Annotated in this window: 19 protein-coding genes; 12 read left to right on the top strand and 7 right to left on the bottom strand. The window is 45.0% G+C overall.

Annotated elements, in window-relative coordinates:
* Positions 1-29 precede the first annotated feature (29 nt).
* Both ACVBIL_RS07680 and ACVBIL_RS07675 read right to left on the bottom strand, forming a co-directional pair.
* Positions 30-1,247 carry a M24 family metallopeptidase gene (locus ACVBIL_RS07680; RefSeq protein ID WP_447166384.1) on the bottom strand — a complete coding sequence of 406 codons (1,218 nt, stop codon included), beginning with the start codon at positions 1,245-1,247 and terminating at the stop codon, positions 30-32.
* Between the two features lie 293 nt (positions 1,248-1,540).
* Entirely contained in the window at positions 1,541-2,728 is a 1,188-nt protein-coding gene (locus ACVBIL_RS07675) for an MFS transporter (RefSeq protein ID WP_447166383.1), read from the bottom strand.
* Between the two features lie 267 nt (positions 2,729-2,995).
* Between ACVBIL_RS07675 and ACVBIL_RS07670 the strand changes: the two genes are divergently transcribed.
* The 3 genes from ACVBIL_RS07670 to ACVBIL_RS07660 all read left to right on the top strand — a co-directional run bounded on the left by ACVBIL_RS07670 (position 2,996) and on the right by ACVBIL_RS07660 (position 7,083).
* Positions 2,996-4,783: an aminopeptidase P family protein gene (locus ACVBIL_RS07670; RefSeq protein ID WP_447166382.1), complete on the top strand. Its 1,788-nt coding sequence runs from the start codon at positions 2,996-2,998 to the stop codon at positions 4,781-4,783.
* Between the two features lie 196 nt (positions 4,784-4,979).
* On the top strand, positions 4,980-6,278 hold the full coding sequence (locus ACVBIL_RS07665; RefSeq protein ID WP_447166381.1) for a DEAD/DEAH box helicase: 1,299 nt from the start codon (positions 4,980-4,982) through the stop codon (positions 6,276-6,278).
* A gap of 166 nt (positions 6,279-6,444) precedes the next feature.
* Positions 6,445-7,083: a DUF2913 family protein gene (locus ACVBIL_RS07660; protein ID WP_447166380.1), complete on the top strand. Its 639-nt coding sequence runs from the start codon at positions 6,445-6,447 to the stop codon at positions 7,081-7,083.
* A 68-nt stretch (positions 7,084-7,151) separates the two neighbouring features.
* On the opposite strand, the gene ACVBIL_RS07655 is transcribed toward ACVBIL_RS07660, so the two are convergent.
* The gene (locus tag ACVBIL_RS07655) at positions 7,152-8,978 is read right to left on the bottom strand and encodes a S8 family serine peptidase (RefSeq protein ID WP_447166379.1); all 1,827 of its coding nucleotides are present in this window, start codon (positions 8,976-8,978) and stop codon (positions 7,152-7,154) included.
* 598 nt (positions 8,979-9,576) lie between these two features.
* Between ACVBIL_RS07655 and ACVBIL_RS07650 the strand changes: the two genes are divergently transcribed.
* From ACVBIL_RS07650 to ACVBIL_RS07635, 4 genes are all read left to right on the top strand, one after another.
* Positions 9,577-11,061: a carboxypeptidase M32 gene (locus ACVBIL_RS07650; RefSeq protein WP_447166378.1), complete on the top strand. Its 1,485-nt coding sequence runs from the start codon at positions 9,577-9,579 to the stop codon at positions 11,059-11,061.
* 94 nt (positions 11,062-11,155) lie between these two features.
* Positions 11,156-11,635, top strand: coding sequence for a GNAT family N-acetyltransferase (locus ACVBIL_RS07645; protein ID WP_447166377.1), 480 nt, complete (start codon positions 11,156-11,158; stop codon positions 11,633-11,635).
* Between the two features lie 45 nt (positions 11,636-11,680).
* Positions 11,681-11,935 carry a DUF2960 domain-containing protein gene (locus ACVBIL_RS07640; protein WP_447166376.1) on the top strand — a complete coding sequence of 85 codons (255 nt, stop codon included), beginning with the start codon at positions 11,681-11,683 and terminating at the stop codon, positions 11,933-11,935.
* A 68-nt stretch (positions 11,936-12,003) separates the two neighbouring features.
* Positions 12,004-12,513: an RDD family protein gene (locus ACVBIL_RS07635; RefSeq protein ID WP_447166389.1), complete on the top strand. Its 510-nt coding sequence runs from the start codon at positions 12,004-12,006 to the stop codon at positions 12,511-12,513.
* Positions 12,514-12,777: 264 nt separating this feature from the next.
* Here ACVBIL_RS07635 and lptG read toward each other — a convergent pair whose 3' ends face one another.
* Both lptG and lptF read right to left on the bottom strand, forming a co-directional pair.
* Positions 12,778-13,836, bottom strand: a complete 1,059-nt coding sequence (lptG, locus tag ACVBIL_RS07630) for an LPS export ABC transporter permease LptG (RefSeq protein WP_447166375.1) — start codon at positions 13,834-13,836, stop codon at positions 12,778-12,780.
* The gene (gene lptF, locus ACVBIL_RS07625; RefSeq protein WP_447166374.1) at positions 13,833-14,948 is read right to left on the bottom strand and encodes an LPS export ABC transporter permease LptF; all 1,116 of its coding nucleotides are present in this window, start codon (positions 14,946-14,948) and stop codon (positions 13,833-13,835) included. The genes lptG and lptF overlap by 4 nt, the downstream gene beginning before the upstream one ends.
* Before the next feature lie 224 nt (positions 14,949-15,172).
* Between lptF and pepA the strand changes: the two genes are divergently transcribed.
* From pepA to ACVBIL_RS07610, 3 genes are all read left to right on the top strand, one after another.
* Complete coding sequence (gene pepA / locus ACVBIL_RS07620) at positions 15,173-16,681, top strand: leucyl aminopeptidase (RefSeq protein WP_447166373.1); 1,509 nt, start codon at positions 15,173-15,175, stop codon at positions 16,679-16,681.
* A gap of 386 nt (positions 16,682-17,067) precedes the next feature.
* Complete coding sequence (locus ACVBIL_RS07615; protein WP_447166372.1) at positions 17,068-21,045, top strand: ATP-binding protein; 3,978 nt, start codon at positions 17,068-17,070, stop codon at positions 21,043-21,045.
* Positions 21,042-22,253, top strand: coding sequence for an EAL domain-containing response regulator (locus ACVBIL_RS07610; RefSeq protein ID WP_447166371.1), 1,212 nt, complete (start codon positions 21,042-21,044; stop codon positions 22,251-22,253). The genes ACVBIL_RS07615 and ACVBIL_RS07610 overlap by 4 nt, the downstream gene beginning before the upstream one ends.
* A gap of 214 nt (positions 22,254-22,467) precedes the next feature.
* Here ACVBIL_RS07610 and ACVBIL_RS07605 read toward each other — a convergent pair whose 3' ends face one another.
* Positions 22,468-23,787 carry a hemolysin family protein gene (locus ACVBIL_RS07605; protein WP_447166370.1) on the bottom strand — a complete coding sequence of 440 codons (1,320 nt, stop codon included), beginning with the start codon at positions 23,785-23,787 and terminating at the stop codon, positions 22,468-22,470.
* Between the two features lie 388 nt (positions 23,788-24,175).
* Between ACVBIL_RS07605 and ACVBIL_RS07600 the strand changes: the two genes are divergently transcribed.
* Positions 24,176-24,427 (top strand): hypothetical protein, encoded by a 252-nt coding sequence (locus tag ACVBIL_RS07600; protein ID WP_447160295.1) that lies wholly within the window; start codon positions 24,176-24,178, stop codon positions 24,425-24,427.
* Positions 24,428-24,510: 83 nt separating this feature from the next.
* Here the strand turns inward: ACVBIL_RS07600 and ACVBIL_RS07595 are convergent, their stop codons facing one another.
* Positions 24,511-25,755, bottom strand: a complete 1,245-nt coding sequence (locus tag ACVBIL_RS07595; RefSeq protein ID WP_447166369.1) for a DEAD/DEAH box helicase — start codon at positions 25,753-25,755, stop codon at positions 24,511-24,513.
* 253 nt (positions 25,756-26,008) lie between these two features.
* On the opposite strand from ACVBIL_RS07595, the gene ACVBIL_RS07590 reads away from it, so the two are divergent.
* Complete coding sequence (locus tag ACVBIL_RS07590; RefSeq protein ID WP_447166368.1) at positions 26,009-26,500, top strand: DNA polymerase III subunit chi; 492 nt, start codon at positions 26,009-26,011, stop codon at positions 26,498-26,500.
* Positions 26,501-26,517: the final 17 nt, after the last annotated feature.

Here is a 26,517-nt window from a genome sequence, read left to right as displayed (position 1 = left end):
ATGACTCTTTGATAATCTAGCTTAGCAATTTACGCTTCGTAGCCAAATGGGTCGTCAATTGAGTGAGCTGGCTTTGTGAACCAAACTGGGCCTTGTTCTGTCATGTAGAAGTGGTCTTCATGACGTACGCCGAATTCTCCCGGTACACACAACATAGGCTCGTTACTGAAACACATGCCAACTTCTAGCGGAGTATGATCGTTTAGCACTAAATATGGCCATTCATGAATATCTAGACCCACGCCGTGACCAGTACGGTGCGGCAAACCCGGTACGTCGTAACCAGGGCCAAAGCCAGCAGCTTCAAGTACATCACGAGCAGCGCGATCAACGCTGGCACAAGTTGCACCTAATTGCGCCGCTTCAAAGCCAGCAATTTGTGAATCTTGCTCAAACTGCCACAATTCGCGTTGACGTGGGCTTGGCTCACCATATACATAAGTACGAGTAATATCTGAGTTATAACCGTATAGCTGACAACCTGTGTCAATCAACACGGTATCATTTAGATCTAGCGCCTTTGGTGACTTAACGCCGTGCGGATAAGCACTGTCTTCACCAAATAATACGATACAGAAGTAAGAGCCGGCAGGAATACCCACTTTAATGTGCGCCGCATTGATAAAGGCTTCGACTTCGCTAGTGGTGATGCCTTCATGCAAGATACGCGCAACGGCTTTGTGCACTTCCATTGTCATGTCTTTCGCACGTTGTAGCAGGCTTAGCTCTACAGCCGACTTGATCATGCGACAACCCGCCGTTGCCGGCTTTGCATTCACATAATTGTATTGAGGATGCGCTTGACGCACACCATCGAAAATAAAGAAAGCCGCTGACTCATCGATACCGATATCACCCGATGCAATCCCCATGTTAGCCAGTACATGACCAAACAGCGCAAAAGGACTTTCATCTTCTTGCCAAGTATTAACCTTGCCGTCGATAACCATAAAGCCGTTCAATGTATCGACTTCAAACGCTGGTGCAATATATTCAACATCGCCCTTGGCAGGCAAAATCGCGCCAACCATACGCTCACTGGCGTACCAACGAGTTCCCGTGTAGTAATAAAGGTTAGTGCCAGCATTTAGGTAAATAGCAGCAATTCCCTGCTCACTCATAATAGCTTGCGCTTTAGCGATTCGAGCTTGGTACTCTTCTCGGCTAATAGGCTCAACACCTTGAGTCATATCCGCTAATTTTGCTAATTCTTGCTCTGCGGTAGAACCGCCTACACCTAAGGTCATCTGCTTACCCTTTATTTAATTATTTAACTATTTAACTATTTATAAATTAACCGAAGCCAACCTAAGCCAACCTAAGCCAACCTAAGCCAACCATAGCCAAACGAGGCTATCGCGTTCGCTTCAATCACAATGCCACACTTTCTAGCATAAAATATACAAAACGTCAGTAACAAACCGGGCTAAATGCAAATAATTGTCGATGAAACCTCAATATGAGTTGCACTCGAACTCATCTCCGCCTCCGGTGAACTAACGGCTAAACACGCCTAAGGCGCCACCTAAGTTAGGATTAATTACAGGCTAGATATCGCCTTGTTCTTACTCCATTGCCACCATGAAATAAGCAGTAGCAGAGCCGCAATCAAAGGTAAGCAACTCACCAACAATATACTCCACCCCAATTGGTGAATAACCCAGCCAGCGCTGAGTGATGCTATCGCTTGTGCGCCAAAGATGAAGGTGTCATTAAAGGACTGCACTCTATAACGCTCACTCTTGTCATAGCAGCGAGGTAACAAGGCGGTACCGGCAACAAACAAAAAATTCCAACCAATGCCAAGCAATACTAAAGCGGCCCAATAGTTAAGTAGATCTCGCCCCATAACGGCAGTGATAATGGTAATAAGGTAAGCCAACAGACCTAGTAGCATCATCTTGGAAACGCCGAGGCGCGCCACAAGGACACCACTAAATAAAGAGGGTAAATACATGGCAATAATATGACTTTGTATCACCCATTTAGTGTCAGCCAGTGAGTGATGCTCGACATGATGCATATGCAGCGGCGTCGCGGTCATCACAAAACTCATCATGGCATAACCTAAGGTCGCCCCCGCAATGGCAACCCAAAGCTGCGACTGAGTTAAAATCTTGCCTAGTGGTCTAGCACTAGCTTGAGATTGCTGGCGGTTAACCCGTTTTTCAAGCTCAGGTTCACGATAAAAACTTAACACTATGGCGGCGATAAGGCTGACAAATGTTAGACACAAAAATGCACCGACATAGGTCTGCTGTAATAGACTGCTCCCCCAAACGGCTAATTCAGGGCCGATGATAGCCGCGGCAAGCCCGCCGAGCAGTACTCTTGAGGCAGCCTTGGCAACCAACGCCTCGTTGACAGACTCCATGGCAGCAAAACGATATTGCTGCACCACAGCCCCTGCTGAGCCCAGCATTACGCCACTAAAACAGAATAAAGTAAAACTCTGTTGCGATGTCGCCAGCGCAGCAATAAGCCCAGAGCTAGCCCCGAGTAACGCTCCACCGATAAATACAGGTTTTCGCCCAAAGCGCTGCATCAACTTAGAAACGGGGAGTACTGATAGCGCAAGCCCTATGACCATAGAGGCAATCGGCAGAGTCGCCAGTTCTGAGGAGGGCGCAATTTCGGCGCCAATTAAGCCTCCGAGCAACATCATCATAGGCGTAGCACTCATAGCAAATGCTTGCGCTAGCATTAACACCCAAACGTTAAATGGCATAAAATCAGCGTTTCCTTAATGCAATATTGCTGCAGAAGTTGAATGTTCATGTTGAGGCTTAATAGCAAACTATAGTGGCATGAACCCTCAGCTTTATAAACATTCCGTTCAATTTGTTTAACACTCGCATTAAAAGCGACAGATTAATTTGTACCGCTAACCTCCCAAGATAAAGCGCTTTATGGTAATCTCCGCGCTAAATTCGTACAAAAATAAACAGACTACAGCTCAGTAGAAACGAGCTTTAGCGCTGATAACGGAGTTTGAATGTCAAATACAATTGCAGCCCGCCTTAGTGCCATTCGTAGTGAAATGGCAAAATCTCACCTGGACGCTTTTATTATTCCCCGCGCCGATGAATACTTAGGTGAATATGTACCAGAGCATAATGAGCGCATGCTGTGGGCCAGTGGATTTACCGGTTCTGCGGGCATGATTATCGTACTCAAAGACCGCGCTGCAATCTTTGTCGATGGCCGTTATACGGTGCAAGTTCGCCAACAAGTTGATGGCAATTTATTTGAGTATTTAAGTCTACACGACACGCCTCAGGCGCAGTGGCTAATTGAACAGCTTGGCGCAAACGCTAAGGTCGGTTTCGATGCTCGTCTGCATACGCTAGCATGGTTTAACCAAACCCATAGCGAACTGACTAATGCGCAAATCCAGTTAATCCAAGTCGAGCAAAATCCCATTGACCTGCATTGGACTGACAGACCGTCTCCGGCAAGTAACCCTATCATGCTATTTAGCGAGCAAAGCGCGGGGCGAACTAGCCTAGAAAAACGCACCTGCATTGGCTTAGAGATCAAAAAACAAGGCGCCGATGTCGCAATTATCTCGGCGTTAGATTCTTTCTGCTGGTTACTCAATATTCGTGGTAAAGACATTCCATGCCTCCCCGTAGTACTGGGCACTGCGCTGCTGCACGCCAATGGCGATATGCAGCTATTTACCGACATCAACAAGCTGCCAAAAAACATCCTTGATCACGTCGGTGAAGGCGTCAGCTTTAACAATGAATCTGAACTGGCTGCAGCGCTTGCCACATTAAGCGGCACTAAAGTTCTGGCAAGTCCAGAGAGCTGCAATGCTTGGCTACAACTTACCGCTCAGTCTGCGGGTGCACTGCTCATCGCCGGCCACGATCCCGTTGCCTTACCTAAAGCGCAGAAGAACGAGGCTGAACTTGCAGGCATGAAGGCCTGCCATATTCGTGACGGTGTGGCGGTAAGCCGTTTTCTGGCTTGGTTAGACCATGAAGTCGCGGCTAACCGTTTATATGATGAAGCGTATCTTGCAGATAAACTGGAAAGCTTCCGCTTAGCGGACCCTCAATATCAAGAGCCTAGCTTCGATACCATATCAGCCACCGGCGCAAATGCTGCAATGTGCCATTACAATCATAACAATGGCACCCCTGCACAGATGATGATGAACAGCATCTACCTTGTCGACTCTGGGGCACAATATCTAGATGGCACCACAGATGTGACTCGAACCATTGCGATTGGTGATGTCACGGATGAGCAGAGAAAAATGGTGACCTTAGTATTAAAAGGCCACATTGCAATCGATCAAGCTAAGTTCCCTAAAGGCACTAGCGGTATGCAACTCGATTCTTTTGCCCGTCAATATTTATGGCAGCATGGCTTTGACTTTGACCACGGTACCGGTCACGGCGTAGGTCACTACTTGAGCGTTCATGAAGGTCCGCAGGGGATTGCAAAAGGTCGCTCAAACGTCGCGCTACTTGAGGGCATGGTGCTTTCTAATGAGCCAGGTTACTACCGCGCCGATGAATTCGGTATCCGATTAGAGAACTTAATCGCGGTGCGTCCATGCCAAACACTGGCCAATAGCGAACGTGAAATGCTTGAGTTTGAAGCAATGACCTTTATCCCGATGGACTCACGTTTAATCGACAAGCGCTATTTAACTGAGGCTGAAGTTAATTGGTTTAACCAATATCATCAACAAGTTAATGATAAACTCTCGCCATTTATGCAAGGTGATGATTTAACTTGGCTGAACAAGGTCACCGCTGCAATTTAACCTTGCAGCCAACCTATTTAACAAAAGCAGTGCTCAAGCACTGCTTTTTATTGCCTTTGTCCCAAAATAGCCATTGAAAAAGTGCAGGTTTTAACCTAAAAGTTTGCTATACTCCGCCACCGCCATTTTAATGGTATAGATAGACGCTAACGTTACCTGTTAGCAATTGAATTGTTGAACATAGGACTCCTCAATCATGAGATTTGAATCTTTTAGTTTTGCTCCTGAGATTTTGCGTGCAATCTCTGAATGTGGTTATGAAAAAATGACACCAATTCAGCAGCAAGCGATCCCAGCCGTTCGTCGTGGCCAAGATGTACTTGCGAGTGCGCAAACAGGTACCGGTAAAACAGCCGCTTTTGCATTGCCTATCTTACAAAAGATGCTAGATAACCCAAGCGTTACGGGGCGCTCGAATGCACGCGCGTTGATCTTAACCCCGACTCGTGAACTAGCAGCGCAAATTGCCGATAACATCAATGACTACGCCAAATACCTAGATATGAAGATTGTTACCATTTATGGTGGTGTCAAAATGGATAGTCAGGCAACTAAGTTAAAGCGTGGCGCCGATATCATTATCGCAACACCAGGCCGTCTACTTGAGCATCTCGTTTCTTGTAACTTAAGCCTATCTAACATCGAGTCTTTAGTCCTAGACGAAGCCGACCGTATGCTAGATATGGGCTTTAGCGCCGATATCCAAAAAATTCTGCAAGCGGTGAATAAGAAACGTCAAAATTTATTATTTTCTGCCACTTTCTCTACCGCAGTTAAACAGCTAGCAAACACGATGATGGTTAAACCAAACGTGATTGCTGCCGACAAGCAAAACACCACTGCGATTACAGTAAGCCAAGTTGTTTACCCTGTAGAGCAGCGCCGTAAGCGCGAGCTATTGTCTGAGCTAATCGGTAAGAAAAACTGGCAACAAGTACTGGTATTTACGGCCACTCGCGATGCTGCCGATAAGCTTGAAAAAGAGCTTAACCTTGATGGTATTCCAACTGCAGTGGTTCACGGCGAAAAAGCACAGGGTAGCCGTCGCCGTGCATTACGTGAGTTTAAAGAAGGCAAGATGCGCGTGTTAGTTGCAACAGAAGTCGCTGCTCGCGGCCTTGACATTCAAGGTTTAGAGTACGTTGTTAACTTCGATTTGCCTTTCTTGGCTGAAGATTATGTTCACCGTATTGGCCGTACTGGCCGTGCAGGTAAGTCTGGTGTGGCTATCTCTTTTGTTAGCCGCGAAGAAGAGCGCACCCTTGCCGATATCGAAAAGCTAATTGGTCAACAACTGCGCCGCATTAGCATTCCAGGTTATGAAGTCGGTAGCCGCGAGCTATTGATCAAGCAGCTTCAGACACGTCGCAGCTTTGCTAAGAAACAACAGCGCGTCGATAATGTTGGCGCACAGGTTATTGCAGAGAAAAACATGCAAGGCCGCCGTGTAAAAGTTAAAAATGCATCACCGGCAAAAATAAAGAAGATTAAATAATCGCTGTACGGACACCGAATTATTTTATGAACAGAAAGGGCACCTGATTGGTGCCTTTTTTAATCGGTAAAATACCTTTAGCGAGCAAGTTAATTTCATACTTATATCGCCATTAGGTATAATCCCCTAGCCGTCTCATTTATCACATCACTACGGCGGAGAATCCATGTCAGATATCACCTATAACCAAGCTGTTTTAGCGTTCGCGACTGCGGGCCTAGAAGCACTTTCAGAAGCAAGCGCTAATAGTAGCAGCGTAAGAACACCTGCGGCTGAGAGTCACTTTCTTTGCAGCTGGATGGTCACCGCATTAAAGCAACGTACTTTTTCAAAGCTTGTCGCCGATGACTTAACCTTATGGATCCGTCAAGCGCGCAGCATGGGCGCAGGTGCGGAATTAAAAGTCTTATTGCAAAAGATTAAGGCGCAATATAGCCATATTAACGACCAACAAAACGGTTTAGGTTTGTCTATTAATGCCATGATTGCAGAGCTAGCAAGTCAAGAGTGGTTAATTATCACAGATCAAGAAGTGACTAAGAAGCTCAAGCTTGATAGCGATGGCTGCAATAGCTTAATTATCTCTGATGATCAATTTAGCCAGCGCATCGTCAATGACGAGCTCATTAAACCGATTACGGTTTATGTCCGTGCAGATGAAATGACCTTCGCCAAGATGGCATATAAGCATAATTTGCTATTAAGCCCAGGGAATAAAAAGGCCTCTTTGATTAAGCATCATAAGGCTTATCAGATTTGGCCTAAAAATCGACAGCCGGCATTAACGATACTGTTGCCACTTTAGGCTAACGTTTAATACAAGATATAAAAATGGCCTGCTAATGCAGGCCATTTTATTTTTAAAATCTTACTTTAGAATGATACCGTCACATCGGCGCTACACGTCGTAGCTTGGGTATCACACGCCTTATAGGTGTAGGTTCCACCGCCTTTACTGCTAATAGTATCGATATAAGTCGCCGAACTTGAAGATATTCCAACTAGCGTGCCATCACGATAAACATCGACTTCGCTACCGGCTGCACCACTAAAGCTCAACTCAACCGTCTTCACACCTCTTTGCTTATAGTGATTAGTCGTAACCGTTAGACCATCGCCCGTACCCGGTTCGCCACCATTATCATCACCAGCACACCCATTTGCCGTTAGGTATGTATCTGCAGCTTGTGCATCAATAATACCATGGCCGAAATAGACATCATGACCCGAGGCTCCCGAATCTCGAGCACTTGCATTTAGCGCGGCGCGGATCTCTTCACCTGTACACTGATTGTGGTTAGACCAAACGCGTGCGGCAATACCCGATACAGCAGGAGTCGCCATAGAAGTACCACTCATAAAGCCATAATCAGAAGTCCCAATTGCAAGCTCTGCACTGCTTGCTGCAACGATCGATGCACGGTCCTCAAATGTTGCACCAACAGCAGGAATTGACGTAGCGTTTGCATCACCTAACGTGCCGTAAAGCATGCCAGGCTCATTGTTGATGATAATTGCACCGACGCCACCAGAGGTTTCACAATTGAGTACCTTGTCATGGAATGAGATAACGCCGCGATCGATAACACATACTTTACCATTCGCACCTGAATCGATTGCTTCGGCAGTGCCCATGAAGTAAGTACTGCCATTTATAGAACCCGCATTCTCCATTGCTGAGCTGGCTAGCGGATTACCATCAACACTCATATTTGAAGCCGTCGCCATGCCCGCGGGGTACGTCGAGAGGGTATCGACACCACCTGCTGCAATCTCAACGCAGATACTGGTATCTGTGCGCTGCTTCTTACCTCGGCCTGTCGTACAACCAGGATATTGTGAAAAATCAGCTATCGCGTCGGCCGCATCATTTGCGCCCACCATCATGACTGAAGGATAGCCCGCAGGATAAGAACGAACACTGTTACCATCGTTACCCGCTGCAGCAACCACTAGACCGCCTGCATCACTGAATGATTGGAATGCATTAGACTCGGTAGAGTTGGAGCCTCCACCACCTAAACTCATACTTATAATGTTAGCGCCGGCTTGGCTACATAGATTTGCTGCATGGGCAAGATCAGATGAATACCCCCAGCCATCGGCGTTAAACACTTTAATGATGTGCATATCGACACCCGGTGCCATACCCACTACGCCAATATTGTTATCTGCAGCACCAATCGTACCGGCTACATGAGTACCATGTGGCCCACCATTTTGGTCCCAGCTACCCGTGCCGCTATCGTTATCACCATCAATATTATTCCAAACAAAATCAAGGTTACTTCTATCTAAGCCTGAGTCAATAACGCAGACCTTCATACCTGCACTAGCATTAAAACTAATCTCATTCACATTCGATTGCTTAACGGCGTATGGGGTGACTTGCTGCGTCATAGGGTTACCAGCATCATCACTAAATGACATTAGAAAACGGGGCTGATCCACTTCGATTAATCTAACATGCGGGTTATTTAATAGGCCTTTAACCTGCGCTAAATCTTTGCCTGAAAATGTTGCCGCAATAAAGCCATTGCCCTCTAGGTTTAGCTCCCCCCCGACTTTCTTAGCTAAAGCTTTAATCACGCCCTTGTTATCATTATCGACCTGAATAACATATCTCTCACTTGCCATAGCACCTGCCGACATGCCAAGAGATAACGCGATTAACGCCGTAGCTACTTTTGTTAATTTCATATTTTTGCTCCAAAATTCAAACATTAGACCGAGCACTGCGACCCACTCTGTTTTTAGTTTTATAAACTTTTTTATTATTTCTTTTTGGTGAAAACAACTAAATCACAAAATAAAACCTAGCACACGCCCGCGTCGATAACAATTCATTAACAAGCGCTATAGTGATAACTTAAGGTAAGACTGAATAATAGTTCAAAAGTATGAGGTGGAGATATGAAGTCGAGAGTTCACTGCAATTCACTTGCTGAATTGGCACAAAAGCAATGACAACAAGCCTTACTGCCAAATATAAAATCACAATAAACGCTTATTCATGCAAAATAAATTTCTTATCAATCTAGAAAATCTGAGCCAAGAATGAAGTAAGCGTTCATCCTCTCCTCAATAGCTTTAGATATGACTCGCTTAGCTTGTTACATTAGCTTGTTACTCTAGTCCATAGCGGTTTTTACTCATGACACGACAGACTCCCGAGTAGACGGATAACCTCAATGACAGAAATGACAGAAATGACAGAACATCTTGGTTTTTTAGCGCTTAATCGCCGTAAAATTACGTGCTAGCATAACGTTAATTCTCTCGACCGAAATATAACATTATGAGCAGCAACACAAATCCGCACTATGAAACCTTGGCCCAACACTTTCAAAGCATTAGTCACTTTGAGCACCTAAGTGCGCTAGGAGATTGGGATCAAGCTGCCATGATGCCAATGGGGGGCGGTGAAGCACGTGGTGCGGCGATGGCTGAACTTGCAAAGCATATTCACTCACTAAAAACCGCGCCAATGTTAGCTCATACCATTGAGGACGCTGAGCAGTTACCACTCACAGCGCAGCAGCAAGCTAACTTACGCGAAATGCATTATCAGTACATGCAAGCTAATGTGGTCCCAGGCGGCTTAGTTGAAGCTAAAACTAAGGCCGCTTATCACTGCGAGCAAGCCTGGCGTGAGCAACGTCGTAATAACGACTGGCAAGGCTTTAAACCTAATCTTGAAAGTCTTATGGAATTAGTTAAAGAGGAAGCCAATATCCGCGCCGATGCGCAAAATGTTAGCCCGTACGATGCACTACTCGATAAGTTTGAACCGGGAATGACCACCGCGAGTCTTGAACAGATCTTTGGTCAACTAAAGACCTGGTTACCAGGCCTAATCCAAACGGTGCAAGAAAAGCAAAAGTCCCAGCCAAGCTTTGCCATCCCAACAGCAAGTGCTGCTAACCAAGCTAAGCTCGGCAGAGAAGTGATGAATATTCTCGGCTTTGATTTTAATCATGGCCGTCTCGATATTAGTAGCCACCCTTTCTGCGGCGGGGTTGCTAGTGACGTGCGCCTAACGACTCGTTACGATGAAGCCGATTTTACCAGCGGTCTGATGGGTATCGTTCATGAAACAGGCCACGCTAAGTATGAGCAAGGCTTGCCGCTAGCATGGCGCGGCCAACCTGCTGGACTTGCCCGCTCAATGGCACTGCATGAAAGCCAGAGTCTATTCTGTGAGATGCAAATCGGTCGTGGCCCGGCGTTTCTTAAGCTTATTCAGCCACACTTAAAAACACTATTAGGCTGCGAGTTAAGCCACGATCAGCTTACCAATATATATTCACGAGTCACTCCAGGTTTAATCCGAGTCGACGCAGATGAAGTCACTTACCCTTGCCATATATTACTGCGCTTTGAAGCAGAAAAAGCGTTAGTCACTGGCGAGCTAGCGGTCGCGGACTTACCCGACTTCTGGTCACAACAAATGCAGTCACTATTAGGCATTAATACCGATGGCGATTATAAGAACGGCTGCATGCAAGACATTCATTGGGCCGTGGGCGAGCTAGGTTATTTCCCTAGTTACACCTTAGGCGCTATGTATGCCGCGCAATTTAAGAATGCGATGCAAATGAAAATTGGTAGCGTAGAAAACTTGATTGATACTGGTAAACTCACCGATGTTATGGGCTGGCTTAATGATAATGTTTGGTCACAAGGTAGCCTGTTAGATATCGATAACCTGATGCGTCAAGCTAGCGGTGAAACACTCAACCCTGAACACTTTAGATCGCACCTTGAACAACGCTATCTTTAAAAAAACCATACCGGCTATTGTCACACTCCCTACACCGTATTGAGCACTTTACTCATCACGCTGGGAGTGAAAGATATCACCACGAGGACACGCTATGAAGTTACGTCAGATCCAACCGCTAGATTGGGATAGTATTTTAGCCATTCAACTTGAGTGCTATCCGCAAATCGAACCCGAGTCACTCGAAGTGCTACAAAGTAAGTGGCATGCCTCCCCTGAGAGTTGCTTTATCATCGAGTCGCAATCACAAGTATTTGGCTACTGCTTAGCGCATCCTTGGACGCTTGATACTCCGCCCTCTTTAGATCAAGTACTGTCAGAAGTAAAACAAGCAAATACCTTATATTTACACGATATTGCGCTTTCATCTAAGGCGCAAGGTAAAGGGGCGGGTCGGCTCGCGCTAACAACCCTTGTCGACTTTGCGAAGCAACAGCAATATCCGACAATCTCTTTGGTTGCGGTTCAGGGCGCACACCATTACTGGGCTAAGCAAGGCTTTGAGGCTAAAATGATAGATAAAGATCTGTCATGTTATCCTGAAGATGCTCGCTATATGATTTATACCTTATAGCCGAGATTTGGTATCATAACGGCAATTTCATTAGAGAAGCTAAAAATGGCAACCAGAATCACCTATAAATTTAAGAACCAAGCAAGAGAGATTAACTTTGCTTACGATAAGTTCCACGATATCTACGAAGCCGTTGCTGCGGCTGAAGGTGTTGATTTAACTCAATACCTGATGATGGAACAGCAAGTCGCGATGACCTCAAAAGGCTCTTCTGCTGTTAAAGACTTTCGCGCTAAAGAGTTTGCTCGCTTTGGCTTTAGTGACATCTACTACCATAAAGATGAACCGAAAAAGTCATAAAGCGTAAGCCAGTAGTTATCACCATCCAATAAACCTAATAAAAAGTGATATTAATGACGACTTCATATTTGTCTAATAACGAACATGCTAACTTTCCACGTGCTGGCTTTTTTAAGCGCTGTGGGGCGATAGTTTATGACCTTTTACTTGCCGTAGCCGTGTACATGGTTGCAGGTGCAATTGGTTTTGCTGTTTTTATCGGTTTAACATCCACTGGTTTAATTGATACGGGAGGGTTTGAGCATGTCTCTGACCTCCTAAACAATACCCCGCTCTATAAAGGTATTTATCAATTCTGGATAGCCTTATGTGTCGGCCTATTTTATATCAGCTTTTGGAGCTATGGTGGTCAAACACTGGGTATGCGTGCTTGGCGCCTAAAGATCCAACATCCAAATGGTCAAAATCTTAGTATGGTCACTGCAGCAGCAAGATTGGTTTGGTCATTGTTGGGAATTGGCAATTTATGGATTTTGATTAATGGTGACAAGCTAGCACTGCAAGATATGATGACCCGTTCAGAAGTTGTCGAGTTATCAAAAGAAGCGAATCAAATGCGTAACTGGCGCGGTGTTTAATTCGCTATTTATAACTTATAACCGTCTTATTATAAAGAGTGCAATGCGCTCTTATAGCAGTCGATATAAGAAGGTGATCGACTCAGAGATCTTTAGCGCTTCTGATGCAGCGGGAATAACGTTAGCTAGCAGACATACCTTGCAAGACATCTAACAAAAAAGCCAATCTATACCCGTTAAATCGGTGTAGATTGGCTTTTTTTATGGCTTTTTAATGACTATTTCGTTGAGCAACGCACTGTAGGCGATGCGCGATAAAGAACATTATTTCCGAATAAAATAGAGCGCCCCAATACTAAAGAGTAGCGCGGGCATCCCGGCACTGACAAACGCAGGCAGGCCGTAAACAATACTCAAGGGGCCGAAAATCTCGCTACAGATATAGAAGCTAAATCCGGCGACCACCCCGAGCAATACTCGAGCGCCCATAGTGACCGTTCGCAGTGGCCCGAATACAAATGATAGTGCAACCAGCATCATCACTGCGACGGTTACGGGCTGCAGTAGCTTACGCCATAATGCCAGTTCATATCGCTCCGACGCCTGATTATTACTCTTTAGATAGTCCAAGTAATCGAGCAGACCTTCAATCGACAATGACTCAGGCTTAACCGAGACCACGCTCAGTTTTTCTGGTGTCAGTGACGAGAACCACTTATCTTCTTCAAGATTAGTTAGCACCACCCGCTCATTGTTAAGCGTGGTTCTTCTTACATCATATAGCTGCCAATATTTATCTTTGTATTCGGCAGAATCAGCGTGCACGGTACTGGTTAAGTTAGTGGTATCGTCAAATTCATATAAGGTGATATTACGTAAACTATCGCTATCGACAACCCCCCCGATGTTGACAAACAGGTCGCCATCTTTTGCCCAAACACCACGATTAGAGTCAATTAAACTACCGCCAGAAATATTGGTTCGCTTAATCTCTTTAGCACGTAACTCCGCAACCGGAGCCACCCACTCAGTAAGCATCATAACGATGATCATCAGTGGAATAGCGGTTTTCATCGCCGACATGGTTATTTGTAGGCGCGACAAGCCTGAAGACTGCATCACCACAAGCTCTGAGTTTGACGCTAACATGCCCATACCTATCAAGGCGCCGAGCAAAACAGCCATAGGGAAAAATAACTCAATATCTCTTGGGATCAAAAATAAGACATAAACACCAGCATCCATCATGGTGTATGTACCGCGACCAACAAGACGAAGTTGATCGACCCACTTAATCATGCCAGACAAGCCGGTTAACACTAATAACGCCAATGAAGAGGTGCTAATCAGCACTCTGGCGATATAGATATCTAGAATTCTCATGCTTTAGCTGCCTTATTTCGCTTAAATAAGCCTGAGACTTTTGCCCCTAACGGGCGCTCTTTACCCAAGAGCAATATCCCGATTGCGAGGGCGGAGGCATGGATCCACCACATACCTAAATATTGTGGGATAACGCCATCCTCTAGTGACTTACGTCCTGCAACCATAAGGCCAAAATAGCCTAGGTATAACAATATCGCAGGAAACATCTTGGCAAACTTGCCTTGACGGTTATTCACCCGTGCCATAGGCACTGCAATTAAAGTCATTAATGGAATAGCCAGCGGCATCGCTAAACGCCAGTGGAATTCAGCAGTCGCTTCAGGGCTATCGATATCCATAAGCTGACCGATAGGCATGGCTGATAATTTACGGCGACGCTCACCGACCTCCTGCTCTTTAATCTGCATTTGGTAGCCACCAAACTCGACAACTTGGTAATCAACACGCTTAGGGTTGCCTTGATATTGCACCCCATCTTCTAACTGCAAACGTTGACCGCCCGTCTCGTCCTCAACGACTTTACCCGTGCGCGCCACCACGACATTAGCAACCCCCGTTTCATCATCGGGATCTGGCAACTGAGCCACAAACACTTTATCTAATTTGTTATCACGACCAATGCGTTCAACAAACAGCACCGCGCGCCCATTCGGACTAGTCTGGAACCGACCTTGAGTCAGAGCAGCGAGCCCCGCTTCCGATTGTGCGTGCTCAAGCACTTGGTTTTGTCGCTCCTCAGCCCAAGGCGCAACATAAATAGACAGGAATGCGGTAAACACCATATTCGCCACGGCAAGCAATAAAGTGACGCGGGTGATATACCACTCACTAATGCCAACGCCATGAAAAATAACCATCTCATTTTCGGCGTACATACGTCCGTGGGCTAATAAAATACCCAAAAATAGACTCAGCGGTAAAACCAAAACGGTAAGAAACGGCATGTTAAGACCCAGTAAGGTCATAACTAGCGAGGCGGGAAATTCGCCGTCAGAGGCATCAGCAAGCACGCGTACAAAATGTTGGCTAATAAAAATAGCTAACAACACCAAAAGTACCGCTATTTGCGCTTTAAAAACTTCTCGAATCAGATATCTAAATACAATCACAGTGAGGATCCGGTCTCCAAACTTTCATTTATGCTGGTATCAATACAACTTTCATGTAGACTGACTACTTTTAGTAGTTTTGTAACCAACAATTAAATAACATGGCCAGGGAAAACACTCGAAAAGAATTATTCTTGAGTGAGCCATATTTAAGCCCTTTTTGGGCACAAGCAGACATTATCTAATAAATAATAAAATTTGTCTTTAAGAATCTAGGAGAGCTCATGGAGTTTAGCGTAAAGAGCGGTAGTCCAGAGAAACAACGCTCAGCTTGTATCGTCGTAGGTGTATACGAACCAAGACGCTTGTCCGGTATTGCCGAACAGTTAGATAAAATTAGTGAAGGCTATATCAGTAATTTGCTTCGTCGTGGCGACTTGGAAGGAAAGCCGGGACAAATGCTGTTACTTCATCATGTGCCTAACGTACTCAGTGAACGTGTTTTACTCGTTGGCTGCGGCAAAGAGCGCGAGCTTGATGAACGTCAATATAAGCAAATAATCACCAAAACCATCAACACCTTGAATGAAACAGGTTCTATGGAAGCCGTCTGTTTCCTTACCGAGTTACATGTAAAAGGGCGCGATACCTACTGGAAAGTACGTGAAGCCGTTGAAACCACACAAAACAGTCTATACAGTTTCGACGCGCTAAAAACACGTAAAGATGAAACCCGTCGTCCACTGCGTAAATTGGTGTTCAACGTACCGACTCGCCGAGAGCTAACTGTCGGTGAGCGCGCAATTGAACACGGTATGGCCGTTTCAGCAGGTATGCACCTATGCCGCGACGTGGCAAACATGCCACCAAACATCTGTAACCCAGCATATTTAGCCTCACAAGCTCGCCAAATGGCAGAAAACACCGAAAACCTGACGGTGACGACTCTTGGCGAAGAGCAGATGGAAGCGCTAGGCATGAATTCATACCTAGCCGTTGGCCGTGGTAGCGATAATGAGTCAGTAATGACCATTATGGAATACAAGGGCGCTGTCGATAATACTGAAAAGCCTATCGTTTTAATCGGTAAGGGCTTAACTTTCGACTCAGGTGGTATCTCACTTAAACCTGGCGAAGCCATGGATGAGATGAAGTATGACATGGGCGGCGCGGCTGGCGTTATTGGTGCAATGAAAGCCTTGTGTGATATGCAACTGCCTATCAATGTTATTGGTATTTTAGCTGGCTGTGAAAACATGCCATCGAGCAATGCTTATCGTCCAGGTGACATCCTCACCACTATGTCAGGTCAAACCGTTGAAGTGCTAAACACTGATGCCGAAGGCCGCCTAGTATTGTGTGACGTTCTGACCTATGTTGAGCGCTTCGATCCTGAGCTTGTCGTTGATACAGCAACCCTGACTGGCGCTTGCGTTATCGCACTAGGTAAACACGCATCAGGCTTGTTCTCTGGTCACAACCCGCTTGCACATGAGCTACTCAACGCTGGTGAGCAAAGTGGCGACCGCGCATGGCGCATGCCGTTATGGGATGAGTATCAAGAGCACTTGGAAAGCCCATTTGCCGATATGACCAACTTAGGCGGCCGTGCAGCGGGATCGATCACCGCAGCATGCTTCCTGTCTCGCTTTACCAAGAAGTATAACTGGGCGCATCTAGATGTGGCTGGTACGGCTTGGAACAGCGGTGCAAACAAAGGCTCAACAGGTCGTCCTGTACCTTTGCTCACTCAGTTTTTGATTAACCGAGCTGGTGTTGCGCAAGGCGAATAGCAAAGTAGAGACGCCATTATTAAGAAAGCTAAACCTGATGGTTTAGCTTTTTTATTGCCAAAGGGCCCATTTAAAGAATAATAAAAACGCCAAACTCCCACCATGGCTGATTTAATCACCACTTTGTTGAAAAAAACTTCAAAAATGAGATCTGGCTGACACTATATTTTCAGCTATTTATCGACAGTGAAAATTTAAAGTTTACAATACGCGAAAATTTCACAGCTTCAGTTTTCAACGCCTCCATCTAGTTCGAAACACTGACATCAGCAGCGCACCTCCTCATACGATTACAGCATTCTCAGCTGCTATAATCGCGAGTACCAGCAGCCTGTGCAAAAAACATCTCACACTCATTAATGTAGTAACCCGATATAGGCTGCAATATGCGTCAAGCATTACTGGTATTTATTCTATTTTCTCTGTCTTTATCTGCAATAGCAGATCAGGCAAAAAATAACGCACAAGCGTCCAATGAAGGCCAAGTGATCAGAGTCGGCTACCCTGTAGCTGACTGGCAGCCATTTACTTACATAGGTAAAGATGGAAATGCGATCGGTTTGCTGCCGTCAATTTTACAAGAGATCACTAATAACACCGGCTACCGCACAGAGGTCGTGACTTATCCTAACTACCAACAAGTGACTCAAGCACTGCGTGATCGTGAGATTGATATCATTATGGGGGCGTCAAAGACTCCCGAGAGAATGACTTGGCTAAGTTTTAGCTCGCCGCTTATGTTGGTACCGATTGCAGGGATCACTTATCAAGAAAATACCAATAGCCTTTTAGAATTAAAGGACATGCGCATCGCGACCGAGAAAGGCTTTGCGATTAATGAGCAACTCAGAAATGGCGCTAAGAGTGTCAAGGTCATCAACTATACCGATAGCCTATCTGCTTATAAAGCGGTGCTCAACGGTAGTTCAGATGCCTACATAAGTAATGCGATCACTCTTGATTACTTACTAACCCACCAATATGCACCGAAAAAATTAAATATTCGCCTGCTTAACGATATGCCTCTTGAAAGTTTGCACTTCGCGGGACTCATCGAAAATAACATATTGATAGAAAGATTAAATGAAGGCTTAAAACAGATCCCTACTGAGACCTTCGACAAGCTCTATGAAGCCTGGCTGACCAGCTCACAGGTTAAGTATATTTATCAGCGCCAAGGCCTAAATCTTACCGAATCAGAACTCAATACTATCAGAGAGAAAAAGGCCATTAAGGTACTTTACTTTGCTGACAGTTACCCATTTTCCTTCACCAATGATGCAGGTGAAATGGATGGTATGGGCGCCGATATCTTAAAAGCGATATCCAACAAACTAAATCTAAAAATTGAAGCCACTGAATTCAATGGTCAAAACATTGAAAAGTACCTTGCTGAAAATGAGTTTGAACTCATTCCAGCCTTTACCTGCGTGCAAGGAAAACATCCATTTACACAGTGCACATCTGCTTATATACAAGACCCTTGGATTGCGGTTGCCGCAACGAACCTAGCTACGGGTCAGCTAGAAACGACTAAAAGGCTGGGAATTTTAAGCAGGCATGAGCAGCAAATTGACACTAAAAAAGATTTCCCCTATGCCAATGTAACCAGGTTTAACGCCACTAAACACCTGCTTAATGCCGTTATTAACGGTAAAGTTCAGGTCGGTATTTTGCCGCTATCGAAGGCGAGCAGAGTCATTAGCACGCGTTACTTAGGGAAAATTCAAATCCTAACGACCCCGATAGAGCAGCAGAGCCGGCCTATCAGCTTTGCAGTGAATAAAGCGCATCCCGTTTTATTATCTGTACTTAATAAGACAAAACACGCTATTGATAAGGATGAGTTACAGGCTATTACTCATAAATGGAATAGTGTCAGTATCGACAGTGACTTCTCTTTTGAAAAAATACCCAACTGGCTATTGCTAGTACTGGGTGGCATTTTTACGCTTTTTTTAGTCATAGCCTATTCAAACAGAAAGTTAAAAGCTGAAATAGCTCAGAGACAGAGTATCGAAAAAGAGCTACGCCTGGTGAATAACAACTTTGGTGGCATCGTTGCACAATTAATACGCTACGGCGATGATATTGACGACATATCTTGGAGTTATATCAGTGGTAATATCGAAAAATATCTTGGTCTGACCCCTAATCAACTCTACCAAGCACCGCATCTGCTTATGGAATTTTTAGCCACGCACGCAGACGAGCATGGGTTCTTAACGGATATAGAAGAGTCCCGATTCCGGGATTCACTTTATACAACAATGAAGCTTAATATTGACGGTAAGATCTCTTGGTTTCAGCTCACGGGCACCTGTACAAAAGAGGACAGAAATAAGCATTGGACCTACACCTTAGTCGATATCACGGTCATTAAAGAGAAGCAGGCTGAACTGGACGAAGCTCGATTGATTGCTGAGTCTGCAACTGTGGCTAAATCACGCTTTCTGGCCATGATGAGCCATGAAATTCGTACACCAATCAGTGGTATTTTGAGCCTATTAGAGCTCATGGCTCCGCATCTAAACAGCAACGAACTTTATGGGATCCATAAAAACCTCACCCATTCGGGTAGCAACTTGCTCAATATTGTTAATGACGTTTTAGATTTTTCGAAAATCGAGGCTGGTAAATTAGAACTAAGCCCAGATGTATGTCAGTTAAGCAGTTTTATCGGTGAGTTAGTTCAGCCACATATTGCTCATATTGAGCGGAAAGGCCTTAAATTCAAGCTCTGGCTTGATCCAAAACTGGCATATTCGTTAACTCTTGATAATTTGCGTCTTAAACAGGTATTGAACAACCTGCTCAATAACGCATCGAAATTTACCACAGAAGGTGAGATCTGGTTGTCCGTCGACCTGTTGAGCGCAACCGACAAAGAGCAAACCATCACTTTCGCTGTAACAGATAGCGGCATAGGGATCCGAGAGGAAGATATTAGCAAGCTATTTTTGCCATTTGAGCAAGTTGACCTCAGCAGTGAGCGACGCTTTAATGGGACAGGTTTAGGCTTATCTATCTGCGAGCAACTGATTAAACTCATGGGTGGAGAAATATCGGTAACCAGCACCAATGGCCAAGGCAGTACTTTCCGTTTTAATCTGACCTTGCCAACCGTGGCAGTTGAAATCCCCACTATCGTCAACAAGCGTTGCGGTATCATTGTCACTGATGAAAGTAACTACAATCTATTTAGTGAATACTTAATCAATTGGCATTGCACCACTTTTAATCTATTAGGCACAGATAATAAAGCGGTGCTGGCAAGCTATGTCGCCACGAAAAAGCTCGAAGTATTACTGCTATGCGAAGCATGGTGTGAACAGCAATTGATGACCTCTAGCTGGATAAACCACAATATGCCCGGCGTACAAGTCATCTTACTTAAAAACAAGAGTATGCTGTCGCCAACACCGGCAACGCTTGGTTGGGTACTATCAGTCAACCCTCTGATCCCTTTACACTTACTGCACCTTATGACTAAGCCTGAGTTCTTTAAAAACCAATATATCGGTATAAAGGAAGACATAAAGTTAGCCCTGACCCGTGAACAAGCCATTGTACAAAATAAGCTCATTCTGGTCGCAGAAGATCATCCAATCAATCAAGATGTCATTAGGATGCAACTCAGTAAACTGGGTTACTTTGCCGATATCTTTGATGATGGCCAGCAGGCATTAACAGCTTACCAGCAAACAAAATACATGCTATTGCTTACCGATTGCCATATGCCTGAACTCGATGGCTATGGCTTAGTAAGCGCTATCCGCGACAATGAAAGGCAAAAACAGTTGCCTCGTCTACCCGTAATCGCTCTCACTGCTAATGCCATGTCCAGTGAAAGAAACCGTTGCCATCAGCTTGGTTTCGATGACTATTTAATTAAGCCGGTCACATTACAACAGCTACAAACGGTACTGAGCAGCCACATTAAAGCCGCTAAAGCCAATGTAGCTCATCTTGAGAATGCCGAGAACGTTGATAATGCCAGTTATCAGCCTTGCGTAGCGACAGAGGAAAATGTCCAACTGATTATCGATATTGATGCACTTGAAGCTAATTTCGGCGACTTAGGGATATGTATCAGCTTACTCAATAAGTTTGTCACCACCAGTGTTCAAGATATTGCAGCACTCAACCAGGCTGTTATAAGCCGAGATTTTATCGCTACCGCACATCACGCCCACAAGCTAAAAGGCGCAGCGGGTGTCATTGAGTGTGAACGTTTAGCCACAAGTTGCAGTGAAATCGAAAACGCTGCCTCGACACAAGATATCGACACGGTGCAACGACAACTTGCACAATTGAAACAGCTAATGAGCCAGATCTCGACTCAGGTAAAGCGATTAAAATGAAAATCCTACTGATTGAAGATCACCAGTTTCAGCGTGAAGCTATGCTAATGCAGCTAGAGCTGATTAATACGCCTCACATTGCGCAGATTAAAACCGCCGCTTCAGGTGTTGAAGCATTACAAATAATGGCAAGTTTTAAGCCCGATATCTTACTGTGTGACTTAAAGATGCCAGAAATGGACGGTATCACTTTTTTAAGTCATATCAGCGAGCTGTCTTTTACTGGCAGCATTATTATCACCAGCGCCAGTAACCAGATCGTACTCGATACCGTAAAAAAAATGTGTATGAGCTATCATCTCAAAGTGATTGGTGCCATCAGTAAGCCAGTGAAGATGAATACACTAAGAGAGCTACTCGACTTAGCCAATGTTGAGCGGCTTAGCAGCTCAATGACGCCTACTCATAGCTCATCGCTATTAAACAAGGTGTTTACTGAACATGAACTCGAACATGCATTAGAGCAGGGTTGGATTAAGCCCTATTTTCAACCTCTGGTCACATTAGATACTGGTGAATGGCGAAGTAGTGAAGCGCTGATCCGTTTTGTACACCCTATCTTAGGGGTATTACCGCCAGCATGTTTTTTACCCTTATTGAGCAAAATGCAAAAAGATGCGCAATTGGCCCTATTAAGCATCAACTATGTGCTACAGCATCAACATGAGCTCGGCGAACGCCCCGTTGCAGTTAATATTACACCTACCACTTTGACGCATAATCATTTTGTTGACCAATTGCTCTCTTTAGCAGAACAGCAACCTAACCTTTGCAAACAACTCTATTTTGAGATCACTGAAACTGACGCCTTAGAAAATACGGGCAGAGCACTAGAATCGGCTTCACGCTTAGCCATGCACGGCTTTAGTTTATCAATCGATGACTTCGGCACGGGCTACTCATCATTATCACTGTTAGATACCCTACCATTTGACTCACTTAAAATAGACATGAGCTTTATTCGAGCGATGGAAACGAGTAATACCGCCGCAGCGATTGTAGAAGCCTGTCTATTGTTAAGCCGCCGCTTATCGCTAGAATCTGTTGCCGAGGGGGTGGAAACATTGCCTCTGTGGCAGCGCTTGCAATCATTAGGTTGCACCTTAGCCCAAGGTTATTATATCGCTATGCCAATGCCTGTAGAACAATTACACGACTGGCATGAGAGCTGGCAAATCAAAGCAAAAAGCATTTCCAGCAAAGCTTAATATCAGTCCAAGAAAGTGAGCGACTTAGCGTTTTTGGGCAGATTAATTCAAGGCGAATGATGCCTGTTCCCTAGTGACGTCATTCAACGCAGAAGTCGCCAGCCCAAAAAAAACGGCTGAGTCTAAATAGACTCAGCCGTTTTTTATATGATTCAATGCGAATAGACCAATGCGAATAGACCAATGCAAATAGATTTACGCTGATTGCTTATGTTTAAGCGTTAACCTCTAGAATCTCAGTGGTCTCTTCTTCAATTCTCGTAACCAAGAGCTGGTCGACCTTATAGCTATCAACATCAACCACTTCAAACTTAAAGCCTGCATGATTAACCGAGTCGGTGCACTTTGGAATTTTGCGCAGCATAAACATCATAAAACCCGCGATAGTCTCGTAGTTATGATTTTGAGGGAACTCTTCAATATCTAGCGCTCGCATCACATCGGTAATCGGTGTCACGCCATCCATCAACCAAGAACGCTCATCGCGAGCAATTATCTGCTCTTCACACTCAGGTAAAGACCATGCACCCATCACTGCATCTTGCAGATCCTTCGCAGTGACTACGCCCACAACTAAGGAGTATTCATTCATCACTACCGCAAAGTCTGCTCGGCTATTCTTAAAGTAATCCATCGATTCTGATAGACTCAAAGTATCAGGAATAATAAAGCAATTACTCACAAGACTCTTATCTTTAAGGCTAATTTGCTCGCCATTAATCAAGCAGATAAGTAACTTTTTCGCATTAACGATGCCAACCACAGTGTCTAACTGCTCATTACAAACAAGGAAGTTAGAATGAGGCTGCAGTGCTATCTTGTGCTTAATTTCATCTTCGCTATCTTGCAGTAAGAAATAGGCTAAGCTTTCACGCGCCGTCATCGCTGCCGTGACGGGAATAGTTTGCATTTCAAACACTTTCTCCATCATCAGCTGGTCGCCTTTATCTAGCACCCCAGCTTCTGCACCCGCATCCATCACCGCATAGATATCATCAGAAGTCACCGCATCGTTACGCGCCGTTTGCACTTGGAACACCCGAAAAACCAAGTTAGCAGAGCCGTTAAAGAACCACACCAGCGGTTTAAGCACCACGATGCAGACCATCATAGGGCTAACAAAGGTCATGGCCACTTTTTCAGGAAACGCCATCGCTAAGCGCTTAGGGATAAGATCGGCAATTAAAATAAATAAGCTGGTCACAATCACAAATGACAGTAGAAAACTCATTTTATCTAACCAAGGTCCAGTCAACCAAGACGATAGAAATGCATGAATATGAGGCGTAAACGCAGACTCGCCCACGATACCACCCATAATGGCCACAGCATTTAAACCTATCTGCACCACAGTAAAGAAATTACCAGGCTGCTCTTGCAGCAACAGAACTTTACCAGCTCGGATATCGCCTTCAGCCGCAAGCTGACGCAGACGAATTTTACGCCCTGCCGCCAAGGCTATTTCCGACATAGAAAAAAAACAACTCACCCCAATTAGGAGCAATATAATTACAGCATTATCAAAGAAGCTCATTTAGCACCTTTATCAAAACTAAAAACAGACTTATCCCTTTACTGCATATCATTATTTCTTCTTGGCAGTATTTATCTTTCTCCAAGTAGATCTTTGTATAATGACCAACCACTATTGGCGCGATCGCGGAGTATATCCGCAATACAGACAACTCACCAGCTAATAAATTAGACAATGTGAACGTCTATTTTTTTATCACTGAAACAAAAAATATTGGCTTAACTTAAGCCTATGTTTGTACAAAAAATAACCGCACACTTGTAACTAACTATATGGTCTAACGCTGCCGATATAATTTCTCAAGCAACACGGGGATGAGTGGCTGTTTGTCACAAAGCTGAGTAAAGTGCGAGACTCAAACTGCATTTATAAAGATTAAGGATAATCAATGAAGTTTATTGGATGGCTAGTACATTCTTTACAATGGTTAGCAGTGGCGCTATCCCCTACATTGCTTGGCACTTTTATTGGCATCGCTATCAGCCTGCAATCAGGTCAACTTAATGCTTATATGCTGGCACTGTGGGCTGCGATAGGCTTTCTTATTGGCGCTTTTTGGGCTGAGCATGTACGTAAAACTGTCGGCTTATCATTATTTTTCGGTCGCCTTGCAGGGGCACGAGATCGCCCTAAAAAATAACAAGCCGAAATAACCGAGTCTGCTAAATAAGCCGCTAGGCATGTCAATAAGAGTAGGCAGCCCCACACGTAAAGGGGTATAGGTTATTTTTTCTTTTTAGCGACAAAGTCTTTGGCGCTGCGCTTATTCTGGCTGCGTCGATTGGCTTTCTTATCTCGGGGCGGGCGTTTACTGTCGCCCGATGGCGGCTTATCAGTCACTTCAAAACCATCAAGAGGTGCTAACGGATAAGCTCTGCCAGTCAGTTCTCTAATGGCCGTTAGGTTATCAGCCTCGCCATGGCATACCAATGAAATTGCCACGCCGTTATCGCCCGCTCTAGCCGTGCGGCCAATACGGTGCACATATACAGGGGCGCTTGTTGGTAGCTCGGCATTAATCACTACCGGCAGTGCGTCAACATGAATGCCACGAGACAAGAGATCTGTGGTAATTAACACCTGTAATTTTAGCGCCTTAAAATCGGCTAAGCATTGCAGCCTTTCTGTTTGCTCTTTATCACCATGCAATGCAGCAGCATTGACCCCGGCTTTTATCAGTTTCTTAGCCAGTTTATCGGCATCGACACGGCCATTGATGAACACTAAGACCTGCGGCCATTGATGTTTCTCTATGAGTGCGGTTAACGCTCGCACCTTGTCGCCCTTATTAACCAGATATAAAGACTCTGTGATCTCTGCCACCACGCTATTTAGCGCATGGGCTTCAATCTTAATCGGTGCGTACAATAACCCCAGCGCTTTGTCGTTCAACTCTGGCGCTAACGTGGCAGAAAACAACAAGGTTTGCCTCTTAGCTGGCATCATTGTAAGGATGCGCTCAATATCCGGCCAAAACCCCATCTCCATCAGCCTATCAGCTTCATCGAGCACTAACTGTTTTACTGAGCTTAAAGAGATATGTTGCTCACGTAACAAGTCTAATAATCTGCCCGGTGTTGCCACCACAATTTGAGATTTTCCCTGTAATTGAATCTGCTGCAGCGCTTTAATCTGCTCCGCCTTATCTACGCCACCACACAGTACGGTTATATCAATACTGGCAGATACCAAATTAAGCGCCTCACCGACTTGCAACGCCAACTCTCGAGTTGGCACTAACACTAGCGCCTTTGCCTCGCCCAAATGGCTATTATCATTGAGCAGAGTTTGCAACAGGGGCAGACCAAAGGCATAGGTTTTACCGCTGCCCGTTTGTGCCAATGCTAATAGGTCTTTCCCCGCTAATATTTCAGGGATAGCTAGCCTTTGGATTTCAGTTGCCACAGTCAAATTGTCAGGTAAGTGGTTAACAATCGCGGCAGATAGTTTAAGGTCGGTAAAATTCATGATTTACGGCTAGTAGGGAGATTGAGGCGAAGTTTACCCCTAGCTAAAGCATTAGTAAAATAAGCAATGCAAAGCTGAAACGCACCGCTTGTAACCAACTTAAGCCAAAGATTTAATCCTCAGTCAAATAGTGCATAAATAAATCAGTGATTAGAGGCTGATCTCTGAGCGACTTTTAGTGTAAAATCCTCTCTTTCGTCAGCCAAAAAGCTAAGACAATAGCGCCAATAACCCACTATGCCGATAACCCACTATGCCTTTTAGTCAGTCGCAAGCCCTGTTTTACATGATGCCAAAGGACGCAAAACCTGCATCTAATGCGCCTAAATCTGCGCAGGAGCAAGTGTACTTACTCGCTTGCCAATTGGCAGAGCGGGCTTTTGCTACTCAAGAGTTGGTTTATATCCATTGCCAAGATCAACAGCAAGCTTATGCTATTGACGAGCTGCTTTGGCAATTTGAGCCGCAATCATTTGTGCCCCATAACCTAAAAGGTGAAGGCCCAATCGGCGGCGCTCCGGTAGAAATCGGCTTTGATAGGCTTGGTGCCAACAAAAAACGTCATCTTCTGCTTAATCTTGCAGACCAAGTGCCGCAATTTGCGGTAAACTTTGGACAGATTATCGATTTCGTTGCCAATGACGATAGCCACAAAGCGATTGCTCGCGATCGCTATCGGCAGTATCGCGCTCTTGGGATAGCATTAACGACCCAAGATCTAGCAGCACAACCAATTAATTTTTAGTTTGAGATAAACACGCC

The organism is Shewanella sp. 125m-7 (assembly GCF_052977045.1).
The sequence above is the reverse complement of the archived record's forward strand: the minus strand, read 5'-3'. Positions and strand labels throughout refer to the sequence as shown.